Consider the following 17,624-nt stretch of genomic DNA (forward strand, 5'->3'; position numbering starts at 1 on the left):
TTTCTCCATGTCTTTTTTTACCTGTTTTACCCACCGTTTCATCAAAGTCCCCCTTCGCCGACCAAGCTTCCTGAGCCTTGCTTTACTCACTCTGACCTCAAGCACCAGCCTCGCATCCGAGGCGCTCATCATCTCCCTTCATTCCATACCCGACCGGATCCGCAAACAAAACCCGGAACTGAATGCGGCCCGATACCGCATCGCCGAAGCCCGCGGGCGACTGCACCAGTCTGGCAGGAAAAGCAACCCGGAACTCGATATCGACTTCGGTCACAATGCCGATTTCCGCGAACGAAGCCTGACCGTCGGGATTTCACAAAAATTCCCACTCACCAACCGCCTGGCACTTGAAAAATCGGTCTCGACCACCGCCCTCGAAGGCGCCCAGGCCGAGGTCCGTGACGTAGAACGAAGGTTGATCGCCGAAAGCAAACAAATCCTGATCAAAACCCTCGCCATCCGCCGCCAGAAAGCGCTACTCCAACAACAGGCCAAGGTCGCCGAACAACTCGCCTCCTTCATCGGCGAAGCCGCCAAAAAAGGAGAAGGCTCCAGCCTCGATGCCGGACAAGCCAAACTCGAAGCTGCCCAGTTCATCAACCGCATTCGTCAACTCGACGCCGAAGCGGCAAGCCTCGCCGGAACCCTCAAACCGCTACTCGGCATGCCAAGCACCGCTCCCCTCGTGGTCAGCGGCAGCCTGCCGGAAATCCCACTCCCCAAACGTTCATCCGACACCACCCGCCGCCCGGACCTGCAGGCGGCTCGCCTTGCTGTCCGTGAAGCCAGCGAGTCAGCCGCTCTGGAACGCAGCAAATGCCAGGAAGATATCGAGCTATCCTTTTCCGGAGGATTAGAACGCAGTGAGGATGCTCCGGAAGGTTACGACACGGAGGCCATTTTCAGCTTTGGTGTTAGCATCCCCCTTCCTTTCTGGAATAAAAATGAAGGGGCCATCCAGGAAGCTGAGGCCAGGGCCATGAGAAAATCCCATGAGGCCAAAGCCCTCGACTCATCCATCCGTCACGAAGCCGCCACCGCTTATGCCGAAATGAGAGAGTGGGCCAAGCTGGCATCCGAGATCACCACCACCCTGCTCCCACTGGCAGAACAACAAGCCAAACTCGCCGACCAAGCATACCGAGAGGGCCAGGGAGACCTTCAGGCAAGCCTGAGAACCCGCGAACAACTGCTCGAACTCGCATCCTCGCGACTGGACGCATTGCGCGATTTTCATCTGGCAAAAACACGCTACGAATCAGCACTCGGACGCTAAAACGCCTCATTACCATTCATCCACTTTTTTACCATGAACGCATCTCTTTGTCACATTCTCACAATCATCGGGCTCGGTCTCTGCACCTCATTCGGTGCCGAATCCTCCGAAGACCCATCCAACTTTATCTCCCTGCGCCCGGAAGGTGTGCGCAACCTTGGCATCGAATACCGTGAAGTCGAAGTCAAGGATTTCGAACGAACCATCTTCGCTATCGGAACCATCCGTGAAATCCCCAGTAACCACTCGGTTCTCAGCTCCCGAATCGCAGGCCGAATCATCGACGTCAAGGCCTTCGAAGGCGACCAGGTCAAAAAAGGTGATGTTCTGGTCAAGGTGGAAAGCCGCCAACCCGGTAGTCCACCACCAGTGATCGAACTCAAAGCGCCTCGCGACGGACTGATCTTCACCAGCCATATCAAACTCGGAGAACCCGTCGAACCGGCAAACGAACTCCTCGATATCATGGACCTCCGCGAAGTCTGGGCCACGGCCCAGGTCCCCGAAGATGCCGTCAGCCAGCTCAAACCCGGCACCAAAGCCCATATCCGAATTCCGGCACTCGGAGGGGTCAATATCGATGGTGAATTGTTCCGCTTCGATACCAAAGCCGACAGCAAAGGCGGCACCATCGGGGCGATTTTCCGCGTCCCGAACAAAGACAACCGCCTCCGCCCAGGTATGCGTGCCGAATTCTCAATCGTGACCTCCAGTCGGAAAAATGTCATGGCCGTCCCAAGGGAAGCCCTTCAAGGGGATGCATCCAACCGCGTCGTCTATGTCAAACACATCGAAATCCCGAATGCCTTCAAACGACTCCCCGTACAAACCGGGGAAAAAAATGACCGCTATGTCGAAATCATCAGCGGCCTGTTTGAAGGCGATGAAGTAGTCACCACCGGCTCCTACGCTCTGAGTTTTGCCTCGGGCTCCGGCCTATCCTTAAAAGAAGCGCTCGATGCCGCCCACGGCCACGAGCACAATGAGGACGGATCAAAAATGACCGAGGAACAGCTCGCAGCAAAAAAAGGAACAGAAGCGGAGCAACCGTCCGCCTGGACCCAACCGCTCACCTTGTTGTTCATGGCTAGCTCCGCCATCTTGCTGGCTTTGCTCATCATCAGTGGCATCCGCCAGGCAAAACCATCCCAAGCCTGATGTAACCTAACCAGCCCACCTGTTGAATCATTCACTTCACCCACTATGCTCAACAAGCTCATCCGATTTTCCCTGGCGCACCGAGGACTGATCCTCGCCGTCGCCATCACTCTGTTAGGAACCGGTTACTACCGCGCCACCCAACTGCCGATCGAAGTCCTCCCCGACCTAACAAAGCCAACAGTAACCATCCTTACCGAAGCCCCGGGCCTCGCGCCCGAAGAGGTTGAGACGCTGGTCACCGTGCCACTCGAAAACAGCCTGATGGGCGTTACCGGAGTCACCCGCTTACGCGCAACCAACGACGTCGGGCTCTCCCTCATCTTTGTCGAATTCGATTGGGGAACGGACATCTATCAAGCACGCCAATTTGTTCAGGAACGTTTACTGGGAACCACCGAATCCTTACCCAACGGAGTCACACCTTACATGACACCGGTCGCCTCCCTGATGGGCAACATCATGCTACTGGGCATCACGGACCCCAGTGGCGAGATCGAACCTCGGGACCTTCGAACCCTGGCGGACTGGACCATTGCCCGCCGCATTCAAGGGATTCGGGGGATTGCCGAGGTGCTGGCGATGGGAGGTGGGATCAAACAACTACAAATCCAACCTGACCCCGACCGCATGCTCTCCCACGGTGTCAGTTTCGACGAACTCCGTCAGGCCGCATCCGAAGTCGTCAGCAACACCACCGGTGGATTCCTCACGGAAAGTTCACAGGAAATCATGGTCCGCAACCTTGGTATGACCACTGACCTCGATACCATTGGCAGCACCGAAGTCCGCAGGGTCAACAACCGGTCCATCCGCATCAAGGATGTCGCCACCGTAGCATGGGACACCGAACCCATGCGCGGTGATGCTTCTGCCAATGGCCACCGAGGAGTGGTCCTCAGCATCACCAAATCACCCGGCTTTGACACGCTCAACCTAACCAAGGAAGTAGAAAAGGCATTGAGGGACATCGAACCCAACCTACCCGGCAACGTCACACTGACACCGATTTACAAGCAGTCCGAGTTCATCAACCTCTCCTACGAAAACCTCATTGAAGCGCTCTGGTTAGGTGGCTTCATGGTCTGTATCATCCTGTTTCTTTTTCTCATGAATGTGCGGGTCACTCTGATCACCCTCACCTCCATCCCTCTATCTCTCGGGATCGCCGTGATCGTTTTCGACCTCTTCAAGCTCAGCGTCAACTCGATGACTCTGGGTGGACTCGCTGTAGCGATCGGCATGGTCGTGGACGATGCCATCGTCGATGTGGAAAACGTCTTCCGCAGGTTGAAGGAAAACGCCCGCAAGGAATCGCCAAAACCCAAGCTTGAGGTGATTGCCTCCGCTTCATCCGAGGTCCGAAGCTCGATTCTTTACGCGACCGTTCTGATCATTCTCGTGTTTGTTCCCCTGCTGGCACTCAGCGGTGTCGAAGGACGACTTTTTACACCGATTGCCATCGCCACCATTGTCAGTATGGCTGCCTCCTTTCTGGTATCCCTGACAGTCATCCCCGTGCTTTCCTCCCTCTTACTCAACCCGAAGGGCAAGAAAAAGCATAAGGACAGCTCACTGGTAAGGCTGATGAAATGGATCCTGAAACACACATGGCTCAGGCTCGCCTTGAACCAACCATTGGCCGTGATCGCCATCGCCCTCACTCTGCTTGTCGGTGCCGGGCTCCTCTATCCTCAAATGGGAAATAACTTCCTGCCAGCGTTCCGTGAACCCACCTACGTCATTGCCACAACCACCGCTCCGGGAACCTCCCTCAAACAAACAACCGAGTTGGCGGACACCGCAAGCAAGGTCATCATGCAAATTGAAGGAGTCAAAACCGTTGGCTACCGAGCCGGACGGGCCGAACGGGGTGACCATGTTGTTCCCGTATCCACTGTTGAATTTGAAGTGGATATCGACCCTGAAAGCTCGCGCACCCGGAACGAAATCCTCGATGATATCCGCGAGGCCATGAGCCCGGTTCAAATGCCCGGCACCTTCTCCGCGATCAGCAGCCCACTGGCCGACCGCATCGGCCACATGCTCAGCGGCGTCTCGGCAAAAATCGCCATCAAAATCAAAGGAAATGACCTCGAACAATTACGAAAAATTGGCAATGAAATCCAAGCCGTTGCCCGGACCATCCCCGGGCTGGAAGAAGCCCGGGTGGAGCAACAAGCACCGATCCCGCAATTACGCATTGAAGTCGACCGGGAACGTGCCCAGGCATACGGAATCACACCTGGAGCATTGAACGAACGACTGGCCACACTGCTGGGAGGAGAAGCCGTTGCAGAAATCTACGAAGGACAACGGATCTACGATGTTGTCGTTCGCTTGCCACTCGAATGGAGGGAGTCCCCCGAGCGCCTGGCCAACATGTATATCGACACCTCAAGTGGACAACGCGTCCCCCTGAAAAACCTCGCAGACATCCGCCAAGCGAAGGGTCCCAACACCATCAAACGAGAAAATACCCAACGCCGTTTCGTCGTGAGTATCAACCCAACAGCCGGCGATCTGGTCCCTCTGGTGGAAGAACTCAAACAACGCATCGGAGATGAAGTTTCTCTCCCCGACGGGTATTTTGTCAGCTACGAAGGTGAATATGTCGCCCAGCAAGATGCATCACGGCGCATCGCCATCATGTCGGTTCTGGTATTACTTGTCGTTGCCTTTTTACTCTACAGCTACTTCGGCACCCCGGTTTTCACCTTTCAGGTGCTGGCCGATATTCCAATCGCCTTGGTAGGAGGCATCGTGCTCACCTATCTCACGCTCAACAATATCAGCATCGCCACCCTGGTTGGGTTTATTGCCATCGCCGGGATTGCCGCGCGAAACAGCATCATGATGATTTCCCACTACCTTCACCTGATGCGCCACGAGGGAGAAGGCTTTACCCGACAAATGATCGAACGTGGAACCCTCGAACGTCTCGTCCCGGTCTTGATGACCGCCCTGTCCGCCGGCATTGCCCTCTTACCGCTGGTTGCCAACCTCGGCTTCCTCCCTGGACTGCCAGACTCCAACCCGGCCGAGGCCCCCGGTAAGGAAATTCTCAACCCAGTCGCCATCGTCATTGTTGGAGGACTGGTAACCTCCACCCTGCTTGGCCTTGCCGTCACCCCCGCAGTCTTCTGGCTCTTCGGCCGTAAGGCGGCCCTGAAAGCAGTCAAACAACAAAGCCCCGCCACCCAATAACGACCAACAACAAAGAACCGTTTATTCAGAACCAACAACCAACAACAAAGAACCATGAAAACAAGCCATATCCTAACAGCAAGCCTCACAGCCCTGACAGTCACCCTCAGCTCCTGCGGTGAAAAAAAGACAACGGAGACTAAAAAAGCGGAGAAAGAACACGACCACAGTAACTGTGACCACGATCCAAAAGCCACGACAGGCGGCAGCCACGACCACGATGGCGATGGCGAAAACCATAAAGAACACGCCGGCTCCAGCGCTCATGATCATGATGATCACGGCCACAGTCACGACAAAAAAGTTGCCGGTCCTAACGGAGGCCGCGTCATCACGGTGATCGAGCCCCACGCTGAGTTTTTAGTGACCCCCGAACGCAAAGTGAGAATCACATTCCTAAACGAGGAAAACAAAGCGGTCGCTCTGGGTGAGCAAAGTGTGAGAATGGTCTGTGGAGACCGAAATCATCCAAGCAACATCAGCTTCAGCAAAGAAGCTGACGGTATGTCTCTGCTCTCAAACGAAACCTTACCCAAGGGAAACCAATATGATACTCATGTCACCTTCAAGATGACAGCCGAGGCCAAACCTGCCCGGGCAAAATTCAGTTTAAACATGAACCCGTGCAGCACCTGTGATCATCTCGAGTATGCCTGCACCTGTGCGCACGCCCATTAAACAGGCCCGATCAACATCAAAAGCGGAGTGCTGCATGCACTCCGCTTTTTTCCCGGCAGGTCACCCGAGGGGAACCTTCGATCCTATCTCCCAATATCAACCATTTTTATAAGCAGAGATATGATCGACCTCGAGTGAGAATGTCCCAGATTTTTTATCATAGAGCATAAAACCGACACTGGTAATGTTCTTCGGCTGTAAACGGAGCCCTGGGATTCTCTTACCAAAGGATGTCGCATAAAACTTGTTGAAGGGAACTCGCACGGTCACCCACTGGTCCTTGACCGTCTGCACCGGATGCCAGAATGCCAACATGTTCCGATTATTGGCACGTGAAGTAAGATAATATTTCCTACCGTCACCCTTCACCTTGATTTCAAATCCATTGTAATCGGACAGGTCATGACGCTTGCCGTAGGTGCGGATCGACGAAAATCCTCCATTATTCTCCAGAGAAATATCGCCTTTGAAGAATAAGGTTTGTTTGTCTCCAATACTATAGCTTCCTCTGGATATGCCCCCCATCACACCATCATTGACGGTTCGCCAGCTCAAGGAACGTTGATTATTTTCAAAATCAGCAAGCACAAGGGCCTTACTTTCACTGGCGGAGGCAAGGATGCCTGCGTTGAACATCATGAGGATACTTACAAAGAGTGGTGTTTGGTTCATTGTTATTGTGGGGTTGATGTCTATATTTTGTATACTTTTAACAACCCGTCAACTTCTTTTGTCTATTTTTTTTCTATATTAGTCACTTTTATAGTGCAAATTCAACTTCCTGTGTTTATTTTCTGTCTAGAAAAAACCCATCATCATCATGCATACTCACGGAATTAAAGTAGCGGTCATGGTCACCGGACTGAGTGATCACGTTCTGCGCGTCTGGGAAAAACGCTACGGAGCCGTCACCCCCAAACGAACCGAAACCAACCGCCGGCTCTACTCGGATGCAGACATCGCGCGACTGCAAACCCTCGCAACTCTGGTCGAAAAGGGATATGCCATCAGCCAAATCGCCAAACTCAAGGACGCCGACCTGCATGACTTGCTCGGTTCTGTAGCGTCCAGCAATGAACGCCGAGAACTGGAACGCAACACGGACCAAAGCAAGCAATTCATTCAACAGGCCGTTTCAGCCATCCGGCAGTATGATCAAAAGCGCCTCGAATCCATTTTTGACGAGGCTTCTTTACGACTTGGCTACTCGGGCTTGCTCGAACTGGTTATCATCCCCGTTATGCAACATGTCGGTGACGATTGGGCCAACGGCCGCCTGACAAGTGCCGGAGAACACGCGGCCACCAGCTTTGTCAAAGAATACCTCGCGCACAGTGTCAGATCCTTTGCCATCGAGGAACACGCTCCCGTGCTGGTTGCCACCACACCGGCCGGACAAATGCACGAGCTCGGAGCTTTCATTGGATCTTGCCTCGCCCGGAAAAACGGTTGGAAAATTGTCTATCTGGGTCCCTCCCTCCCAGCCGATGAAATTGCGGGTGCGGTCATCGAGGCCAAGGCCGACGCACTGCTGCTTAGCATCGTCTATCCCATTGACGACCCCAAAATGGACAGTCAACTCATCCGCCTGAGAAAACAACTCCCTGAACAAACTCCGATTCTAGTCGGAGGAAGCCAGGTGGCCAACTACGAACGCTCGCTCACCGATATCCAGGCAACCCACATCCCCACCCTCTCCGGCCTGCAGGCTGAACTGCAAAAGATCAGAGAGTCGAGACTGGTCTGAGCAGAATGACCCGTATTCACGCATCATTTTGCCAAACGCACCCTTCTCCTTATACCATTTGATCAGTTAAATTGGCTGAATGGCACTGAAGGTTTTCGATTTTAACTAGGCGCAAGGAAGGCGCATAGCGGGCTATGCAACCGACGCGCAACAACGGTAAAATCTAAAAGGTTCAGTGCCCCCTTGCCATTCAGCTTGCTGACTGACTCATCATCTTAAACTCAAACCATTCTGCCAATTTAACTGGGAGAATGGTATTACTCCCGATAGGAAGAGGAGTCGTTGTATTTTTCTCCTTCATCTGCGTGCTTACGCTTGATGGTCGCGGAGAATTTTCAGAAGGGTTTTGTCGTCATATTACAATTTAAATACGGGTTACCATCTTTTTTTGACGCGTTGATCCTATCTTTCGTTTTGGTCGCAGGTATCATTGATGTGACTCTGCGATTAGGCGACTTCAAGTGCTGTTACAGAGCCGAAGTTGCAGACCTAATACAAAAGACACAAAAGAAAGAAGTGGCTTGGTGTAAATTGACGACCGAGAATAAATGTATTTACTTTGTATTTAGGCTCTGATGAGAACATAGCATATAGGCGTTAACACAGATGAAAAACAATAAAACAATACTTATAAGTTGGAGATCTCCCCATCGGGGATTTGCTCTGGTGGCTACCATTTCTGTGATGGTATTGCTGGTAATGATTGCCTTGGCAATGCTTTCGATGTCTACGATTGAAATTAGGCAAACGCAAAGAAATGCCGCCAAGCATGAGGCTCGGGCAAACGCGCGTATGGCCTTAATGATAGCGATAGGTGATTTACAGAAATATGCTGGGCCTGACCAGAGGGTGACGGCGACAGCAGGGATTCTGGATACCGACCCGCAATCCGCTGAAGTCGATGGAATACGTCACCCCAACTGGGTGGGGGTTTGGCGAACAGATGGCTTAAAGAAAGAAGATCAGGATACCGCTATTATTGTGGCAGACCCGGACCGTGACCATCAGGCCTTGATTGACCGACGAGAGGATGCCGGATATGACCGTGAAAGTGAGGTCTTGTCGTGGCTGGTCAGTGGTGAGGACTCGGATCCAAAGCAATCTGCCGGTAATAATGAGATGGTTCGTCTATACGCTGTGGATAATCTACCTGTTGGTGTGAGTCCGGATGCAGTTGATGTTTACGCGGAGAGGGTGAGAGTGATGGGAGATTCATCTGTTGGCGGGGCGGCACTGAAGGGGCATTATGCGTATTGGGTCAGTGATGAGGGAACCAAGGCCAAGATGAATATTGGGGATGTGTATGCTGGGAAAAACCCGGATAAAAATGATCCTTCGGATGGTGGTTATTTCAAGTATTTGACTGCCCAAAGAAACGATTTTACACAAATTTTTGCGGACTATGATCAAGTGGCCCCTGATGAAATTTTTAAGATGATGACTGGCTCTCAAGCCAGTTTGTTGGATATGGGAGTGCCCGAGGGGTATAGCGATGCCTCGAGTGCGATGGATGTGTTACGTCACGACATTACCACCTATTCGTCCTCGCTTTTGGTTAATGTAGCTGAAGGAGGACTGAAAAAAGATCTAACCGCATATTTGGAGAGTTCAGGAACGGTTCCGACGCTTGGCACCATGCCAGGTGTAAGTGATGAGCTTGGTTTGATTGGACATGTGGACAAGCGGGAGACGATTGGCCCAAAGTATGGTGCATTGCGTTCGTGGTATGCTTTGAAGGAGGATGTGTCTGGGGGATTAGGGAGTCGGAGTGTGAGTATGACCACGCCCAATGTCATGCCTGGTGGTCCGGCCATATATCATTCCGGAGGGGTCGACCCTACCAAATTTACGAAGCAACCGATCCACCCGGTTTTGAAGGAGGCTGTTTATTACGTGAGCCACGCGTATGATTCCAACCCGACATCAAGGAAAGTGTATGAGTTTATCTACCCGCGTGTAGTGCTCTGGAACCCATACAACGTAACTTTGAATGCTGACGAAATGTATGTCTTGATGGATATGCGTTTGACCTTATATGTGAAATACAGGTTTCGTGACAGCTCGGGGGCGTGGATTGAGAAGTCGTTTGATACCTGGTTGGCTTTTGGGGGGCTCAATGCCAATACCAGAGCGTTTACAATTCCAGCCACTAGTTTTAAACCTGGAGAGGCTCTTGTGTTTACGGCCATGCCGACTGGGTCGATGTTGAAGGGAAAGGCCGTGCCCTTTAGTGACCCTCGTTCCAATCTGCGCGGCAATCGATTGAGTGCATCTCATGCGCCGTCTGAATTGCATTGCTTTTACAACGAAAAAGGCACCTTGCCCGTTGGGACAGACATGTCTTCGGTTAGTTTGCGATATGGTGGAATTTTTTGGAATGGGACCAAGCCGACTCAAAGTGTATATTTGTTCGGAGCGAATGAGGGAGGAACCCCAACAGTAAATAATCTGGGGACTTCTGCATTCCCAACGTTGCAGCAAATACATTTGGATAATTACTCCCGGGAAAATAATGGTCGATGGCTACCGACGTATTACCCTTACTCCACTTATGATCTGGATGAGTTATTGAGTGGGGGTGTTTCACCGGATACCTTGAATGCATTCGGGCTGAGGTTCCGTCATATTTACGAGAGCCATTCCAACAGGGCCAATGGTGTGCTGCTGGATGAACCATGGTACTCAGCTCCCATTATCCATAATAATATCAGGGCTGGCCGGGTTCATCGCTGGAGCCGCGACAATTTTTTTGGACAGCGTTATGCTGGTGGTGCGGTGGATGCCAATTACAGTGGCCCTGCAGCTCATTTGTATAGCTACGGTCCACTTGCCCAATGTAGGCAGTGGCCGGAATGGAATGATTCGGAAGTAGCTCCTCACTTTAACGATGGGCGCTACAGGTCTGCGGTTTTTACAGATTCTTCTTTCGGGGGAAGCTCCCATGTTTACCCCTTGTTTGATTTGCCACATAAAGATGTTCCACTTTTTTCTCTGGCGTCACTGCAACATGTGCAGCTAACCCCATACCTTTGGCATCCGAGCTACGCGATTGGTAACTCCTTTGCTCCCCCGTATAACGATTTGGGTGTAACAGCTCAAAGCTGGAATGAGGAGCGTGACGAGTGGGGGGATAAATTGAGGCAGTTGCAGCCCGGAGTGAATGATTTCGTGCATCAACTGAACAGCTCCAACGATAACACCCAAGTGTATGACCTATCTTATGAGGTGAATCATTCAATCTGGGACAAATTCTTTTTGTCGTCAATACCTCGGAATAAATCCCACCATGGATGGGGAGGAGGCAATGAGTGGAGTGAGGATGTGCCGATTCCAAATTCAAGGTATCATGTGGTTTCATCTTATTCGGATGCTGGAAGTTATGATGAACTAACCGATTATCATAAATCGGCCAAGGGCTTGATTGTGGATGGAGCCTTGAATGTAAACTCTACCAGTGTGCTTGCTTGGGAGTCGTTTTTACGTGCATTTAACGGGATTGGAGCTCCTGTTCGCTCTGGACCTGAGGGATCATCAGATGGTCATTCTTTTTCTAGGTTTATGCTTCCTGAATCGAGAGATGTGATACCAGCCGATATTAGTGAATCCGGTTTGTGGGGGGGATATCGGCGATTATCTGATGATGATATTCGCCGCTTAGCTGAGGAGATCGTTATCGACGTCAAGAAGCGCGGCCCGTTTATCAGCATGGCGGATTTTGTAAATCGTCGATTGCTGCAGACCGAAACATCATTTCGCCATCCAGAAATTGCTTATGCCGGGGCTCTCCAATCCGCCATCAATCGCGCTGGGCTCAATGATGCCCTGCAAGGGGATCCTGCCTCAGAGTTTACTATGCCTGACCCGGATAAGGCAAAAACCTATCAATATGGTGCGGAGTATTGGGGTGGCCCGATTCGTACGCCTAAACCCCAGCAGTATGATACTTTTGAGTATCAGCCTAAAAGTGGAAGTAAGCTCACGATATCGGAGGCTGCGGGAGCATCAGGGTATTTGATGCAGGGGGATATTTTGCAAAAAGTAGGGGCCGCACTGTCTGCTCGCTCGGATACTTTTGTGGTTAGGGCATACGGAGACTCAGTGGATGCACGGGGGCAGGTCTTAGCTCGAGCCTGGTGCGAAGCTGTGGTTCAGAGGACCGTTGAACCGATCCACCCGGATCAGGATTCGGCAGGTTTGAATCCAGTCAAAGGAGATAGCCGAGATTTGGGTCGACGCTTCAAGGTGATTTCTTTCAGGTGGTTGACGTCCGATGAAGTCTAATGAGAGTCAGGAGATGTGATGATGGCAAATAAACAATTGAAATTGAATCAGCTTTCTATGATGAAGTTTTGTGCAGCAGGCATCGTCGGGTTTGCTCTGCTTTTAGGGGGAGGCTTTTCCTTTGGTCAGGACGGAGAAGATGACGAGGAACGTTCGGAAAAGCGCAAGGAGCTTCCTTATGTTGATGTTTTTGTGATACCCGTTGGCCCTGTTCCCTTGGCCCGATTCGGCAAGGTGAAGTCTCCTCCGAAACCTCAAAATGGCAAACAGGCTGGAGATCAGGGAAGTTCAGAGGGGGCATCGCCCAAGGAAAATGAAAAGGCTTTACCAAGTGGACCCAAAGGGTTTGTCGTCTTGCAGAGGGACGCCAGTGAGTATCCGCCACGAGCGTTGTATTTAAAACAGGGTGATAAATTTGCTGTGCTACCCTGTGCTCAGAATAGCATCGGTACACCTGTTCGGGTTCCTCTCAAGAGCAGTAATCTGGAATTCTATGAACGGCAGGTAAACTCCGAAGGCAAGCATGTCTATAAAAAATATCACAGTCACCGATGGAACCCTGAGCAGAAACGGTTGTTAGTGACGATTACCAAACCTTTGGCCAGCAAGTATTGGACGAAACCACAAATCAAAATCTATGATCTTTCTCCTGAACTGGTCAAAGGGAAACCTTTGCTCGTGGTGAATGCAGGGCAAGAGCGTGTGGTTGGATTAACGATGGGCGGTCAAGCAAAGCGCCTCAAGCCATTTGCTAAAACTTCGTTAAGTAGTGACAAAGAGGTGTTGTCGTTCAAGATGGGAGTTCTGACCAAAACAAATAAACTGCATGCACCACAACAGCTGACTGTCCCCAACCGACGGAATGAGCAGATGTTGATACTGGCATTTCCTTGTTCGTCCGAGGAATCGTTTCGAGGCTTGAAAATGATCCGCGGCCGCATCATGCCTGATCAATATCGTAAGGTTGATCTGCTGGATACCAAACGAGGTGCGTGAGGGCTTCACTTTTTGTAACGAGCTACAACAAAGTTTTCCAACCTTAAAAAAATACCCCCTGATGTAAAGCATGGTTGAGGTTAGCGAGACCATCGCTTTAAATGCGAGGTGTGTTTTTCGTAGAGCCTTGATATGCGGAGGTAGCGTTTGAGGCGTCGTTGTATTTTTTTTCCTTCGTCTGCGTGCTTGCGCTTGATGGTCGCGGACAATCTTCAGAAGGGTTTTGTAGTCATATTACAATTTAAAGCCGATCATCATCTTTTTTTTGTCGCGATGATCCTATCTTTCGTCTTGATAATAGGTAGGATTGATGAGGATCCGAGATTGGGTGGCTGCAAGTGCTGCGCAGGACCGAAGCTGCAAACCATATACAAAAGACACAAATGAAAAAAATATTACTTAAAACCCTACTGTTCGCTGCTGGGGCGTCGGGCGTATCAGCTACCACTACACTGGCAACGTATATTGACGGCGCAGACTATGCAGACACCAACACGCCGGCAGCCTCATCTGATGCGAGTATTACGGCGTCGGTGATGAGCTTTGAGAGCCTGAGCGGAGGGTTCGGAGGACCTGTGCGTGACACATTTGGAGATGTCCCAGTAGGAGGTGCCGGAGATAGTTCTTTTTGGTATATTATAAACGCCAACCAGGATTTAAGCTCTGATCCTGGAGCTGCGTCTGCGGTTGCATCTGATTATTTTGGTTTTATGGTCACCGTCGATGCCGGTTCTGCCATCAATGCCACAGCTCTTACCTTTGATTGGGGGATTGGCAATAATGATGGGACCGTTACAGGGGCGATTCTAGGTTGGCGTGCCTTTGCCAGTGTCGATGGCGGAGCCTTCACTTCAGTCGGTACAAGTGAAGTGACCACAGACGTTGTTACTAAAACCTGGCTGGGGCAAACGTCAGCCAATCTCGATCTCGCCGGGTTGGCGACAACCGGTGACGGCGGAAATATCGAAATAAGAATTCAACAGTGGACCTCAAGCTCCTCCGGCGGTTTGCATAACTCTTATCAAAACCTGACTATTCATGGAGATATCCAAGCGGTGCCAGAACCATCCTCGGCAGCTCTTCTCGGTCTTGGGGGATTGGCATTGATCATGCGTCGCCGAAAGTAAGGTAAACGATTTATCCTTTGATCAATGATGAGGGGGGCTGCCACTGAGGTTGCTCCCCTCATTTTTTTTAAAGCCATTAGGGCACCTATCTAGGCCCGTCTGACCTGGCCAAATGATGGGCATCTTCGAAGATATCGGAGAAGCCCATTTTTTATGACATTGTTATGCCCAGCACAAAATGCAAAAATTATTGCTTCCAAGAAACCCATGCCTGTAATATGACGATCACGATCTTCGTAGAAACTTTCAGCACTTTGAGAAGTCACTTTTTCTCTTATTCCGCTGTTTGTAACCAGAAACCACAAGTCATGATCCGAACATCTTTTTTAAAACTGGCCATCGCTACCCTGAGCCTCACTTCAGCGATGGCGGCCGAACATCACGTTCAACTCGAAACCAGCGACAGCGATCGTGACATCATAGCCAAGGCAGCCTCACTCACTCCGAGCCGAGCTCAGCTTTTACACCATCAAGACGAGTTCAATGGCTTCATCCACTTTGGCCCCAACACCTTCACCGGAGTCGAATGGGGAAATGGAAAAGAAGATACCAAGGCTTTTAACCCACCTGAAGTTGATACCGACCAGTGGTGCCGGATCATGAAAGCTGCGGGAATGCGTAAAGTCGTCATCACCGCCAAACACCACGACGGCTACTGCACCTGGCAAACCCGCTATAACAAAGACTTCTCCATTCACCAGTCCCCATGGAAAAACGGCAAAGGTGATGTGCTAAAAAAACTCTCCGACTCCTGCAAAAAACACGGCCTTAAACTCGGAGTCTACCTCTCCCCCGCCGACCTCTATCAGATCGAAAACGCCTCCGGACTTTACGGCAATCTAAGTAAGTATCAGGACAGCATGATCCCCACCGATCCGGCCAGCTTCAAAAGCAACCCGATGAAGCAGCGCAAGGTCGCCAAGGACCTCCCCACGTTCAAGGTCAGCGCAGACGACTACAACCGCTACTTCATGAACCAGCTCTACGAAGTGCTCACCGAGTACGGCCCGATCCACGAAGTTTGGTTCGACGGAGCTCACCCAAAACGAAAAGGTGGCCAAACCTACATCCGTGAAGAATGGTTTAAGATGATCCGGAAGCTCGCCCCGGAAGCCGCCATCTTTGGCGGCCCTGACGTCCGATGGTGCGGCAATGAACACGGTGGCACCCGGAAATCCGAGTGGAATGCCATTACGGTGGATCATCTCGCCGTCTCTGGCTACGACCGCCCGGCCCAGAACATCGGGACCGATCAGGAAATCCTCGCCAAAGGATACGAAGTCTATGGCAAAAAATTTAAATCCAACTACCTCTACTACCTGATCTCTGAAGTGGATGTATCTATCCGACACGGCTGGTTCTGGCGCAACGACACCGAGCAGCACGTCCGCGATGCCGATGACATCTTTGACATGTATGAGCGATCGGTCGGGGGAAATGCGGTGTTCCTTCTTAATGTCCCACCCAACAACAAAGGCAAATTTTCGGCTCGTGACGAAGCATCACTGATGGAAGTCGGCAAACGGATCAAGAACACTTACGGAACCAATCTTGCCGAAGGAGCCACCTCAGAGGTTCAGGGTATTTTCGATGGTAAATTAACCACCTACTGGCAACCGCAACAAGAATCCGGAGAATTCACCGTCACCCTGCCAAAGCCACAAAAAATCAACCGCATCCTACTCCAGGAAAACATCAAAACCGTCGGCCAACGAGTGAAGCAACATGCCGTTGATGCCTGGATCAATGGTCAGTGGAAAGAAATCTCCGCAGCGACCACTATCGGCTACAAACGAATTCTTCGTTTCCCTCCGGTCATGACAGACCGGATCCGTGTCCGAATCCTCGAATCCAGATTCCAGCCAACCATTGCCAATTTCTCGGCTCATTATTATCAAAGTCCACCGCTACCGGTTAGCATTACCCGAAACGCCAAAGGGCAAGTCACCATCAGTATCAATAACAGTAAACACCATCAACAAGACTCGGGACTCACGCTCCACTACACACTCGACGGCAGCGAACCCTCGGAGCACTCCTCAGTTTACACCTCCCCCTTCCAGCTACCTAACGGAGGAATAGTCAAAGCGCGTAGCCATGACGGTGAAGCATTCGGCCCGACCGCCTCCACCCGCCTCGGCATCTCCCAGCAAGGCTGGAAGATCCTCTCCGTTTCGAGCGAACATGATAACCAGTATGCAGCAGCCAAAGCCATTGATGGAAACCCCAAAACCTTTTGGCACACATCGTGGTCAAGCAATCAGACACATCCGCATCATCTCACTATCGATCTTGGTAAAGTAGTCGATATTGCAGGTATCACCTATCTCCCTCGCCAAGACAAAAGGGTTCCCGACAGCATGATTGAAACAGGCTCGGTCGAACTCAGCCTGAACAAGAAAACCTGGCACTCCGCCGGCGACTTCACCTTCGGAAACTTACTGAACGATCCAAGCCTGCGCAGCGTCCTCTTCAAAAAATCGGGGCGTGCTCGCTACCTCCGATTCAACACCAAAACCGGAGCTCAGGGAAAACCCTACGCCGGAGCCGCTGAGATCCAAGTGTTAGCGAAATGATTGAAAACGATCGGATGAATTTGAATACACATTGAGCATTCCAAAGATTCTTCTACAAATCCTCCAGCCAATCAATGGATTACTCGCTATCTGCAGTTGAACCGATCATTCAACCTCAATGGTAAAGCTCTGACCTAACACATTGCTAGTACTACCAGGGGAAGAAAAATCAGGAACCTCTCCTAGACGGTTGCCATAACTCGCCTGGGTGACCCCTGGCCGAAGTCCCTCGATGCTCAGCAATGGGGCAAAACGATCCCCCCTACCATCAGGTCCGTATTTGATCTCAACAAGCCCAGGGGTCTCTACAAACAAACCTGTGAAGTATCCCCCACCGATGGACGTCACACCGGTGGTATGCTTTACAACCGGAATCCGTTCCCCCACTAGCAAGCGGAGTGGTGGCAGCGGCTTTCCCATTTTGACCAGAGTCCGGTCGTGCTGATAATATTTCACTCCGCCACAGGAGCAGAACAACGAGGAAATACCGGCTAACAAACATAGCTTTGAAAAAGTAGTGAGGGTAACTTCCATGATAAAATATGCACAATATGCGAAGGAATTAGGATAATACGGGT

General features: G+C 51.3%; 11 protein-coding genes. 9 read left to right on the top strand and 2 right to left on the bottom strand.

The annotated features are described in order from the left end of the window. The first annotated feature begins 7 nt into the window (after window positions 1–7). Genes HW115_RS15985 through HW115_RS16000 form a run of 4 tightly spaced genes read left to right on the top strand, consistent with a single transcriptional unit; the run spans window position 8 to window position 6,319 of the window. A complete protein-coding gene (locus tag HW115_RS15985; protein ID WP_178933955.1) occupies window positions 8–1,276 on the top strand; it encodes a TolC family protein in 1,269 nt (422 codons plus the stop codon). 33 nt (window positions 1,277–1,309) lie between these two features. Continuing rightward, window positions 1,310–2,434, top strand: coding sequence for an efflux RND transporter periplasmic adaptor subunit (locus HW115_RS15990; RefSeq protein ID WP_178933956.1), 1,125 nt, complete (start codon window positions 1,310–1,312; stop codon window positions 2,432–2,434). A gap of 45 nt (window positions 2,435–2,479) precedes the next feature. Next, on the top strand, window positions 2,480–5,641 hold the full coding sequence (locus HW115_RS15995; protein ID WP_178933957.1) for an efflux RND transporter permease subunit: 3,162 nt from the start codon (window positions 2,480–2,482) through the stop codon (window positions 5,639–5,641). Window positions 5,642–5,695: 54 nt separating this feature from the next. Then, window positions 5,696–6,319: a hypothetical protein gene (locus tag HW115_RS16000; RefSeq protein ID WP_178933958.1), complete on the top strand. Its 624-nt coding sequence runs from the start codon at window positions 5,696–5,698 to the stop codon at window positions 6,317–6,319. Window positions 6,320–6,415: 96 nt separating this feature from the next. On the opposite strand, the gene HW115_RS16005 is transcribed toward HW115_RS16000, so the two are convergent. After that, on the bottom strand, window positions 6,416–6,991 hold the full coding sequence (locus HW115_RS16005) for a CIA30 family protein (RefSeq protein ID WP_178933959.1): 576 nt from the start codon (window positions 6,989–6,991) through the stop codon (window positions 6,416–6,418). 148 nt (window positions 6,992–7,139) lie between these two features. On the opposite strand from HW115_RS16005, the gene HW115_RS16010 reads away from it, so the two are divergent. From HW115_RS16010 to HW115_RS16030, 5 genes are all read left to right on the top strand, one after another. Then, window positions 7,140–8,066 carry a MerR family transcriptional regulator gene (locus HW115_RS16010; RefSeq protein WP_178933960.1) on the top strand — a complete coding sequence of 309 codons (927 nt, stop codon included), beginning with the start codon at window positions 7,140–7,142 and terminating at the stop codon, window positions 8,064–8,066. A 792-nt stretch (window positions 8,067–8,858) separates the two neighbouring features. Continuing rightward, window positions 8,859–12,347, top strand: a complete 3,489-nt coding sequence (locus HW115_RS16015) for a helix-hairpin-helix domain-containing protein (protein WP_178933961.1) — start codon at window positions 8,859–8,861, stop codon at window positions 12,345–12,347. A 57-nt stretch (window positions 12,348–12,404) separates the two neighbouring features. Continuing rightward, on the top strand, window positions 12,405–13,343 hold the full coding sequence (locus HW115_RS16020) for a hypothetical protein (RefSeq protein ID WP_178933962.1): 939 nt from the start codon (window positions 12,405–12,407) through the stop codon (window positions 13,341–13,343). Window positions 13,344–13,726: 383 nt separating this feature from the next. Then, window positions 13,727–14,470, top strand: a complete 744-nt coding sequence (locus tag HW115_RS16025) for a PEP-CTERM sorting domain-containing protein (RefSeq protein ID WP_178933963.1) — start codon at window positions 13,727–13,729, stop codon at window positions 14,468–14,470. Window positions 14,471–14,778: 308 nt separating this feature from the next. Next, window positions 14,779–17,046, top strand: a complete 2,268-nt coding sequence (locus HW115_RS16030) for an alpha-L-fucosidase (RefSeq protein WP_178933964.1) — start codon at window positions 14,779–14,781, stop codon at window positions 17,044–17,046. Between the two features lie 105 nt (window positions 17,047–17,151). On the opposite strand, the gene HW115_RS16035 is transcribed toward HW115_RS16030, so the two are convergent. After that, on the bottom strand, window positions 17,152–17,580 hold the full coding sequence (locus HW115_RS16035; protein ID WP_178933965.1) for a hypothetical protein: 429 nt from the start codon (window positions 17,578–17,580) through the stop codon (window positions 17,152–17,154). Between the last annotated feature and the right edge of the window lie 44 nt (window positions 17,581–17,624).

Origin of the sequence: Oceaniferula marina (assembly GCF_013391475.1) — a bacterium.
Taxonomy (GTDB): Bacteria; Verrucomicrobiota; Verrucomicrobiia; order Verrucomicrobiales; family Akkermansiaceae; genus Oceaniferula; species Oceaniferula marina.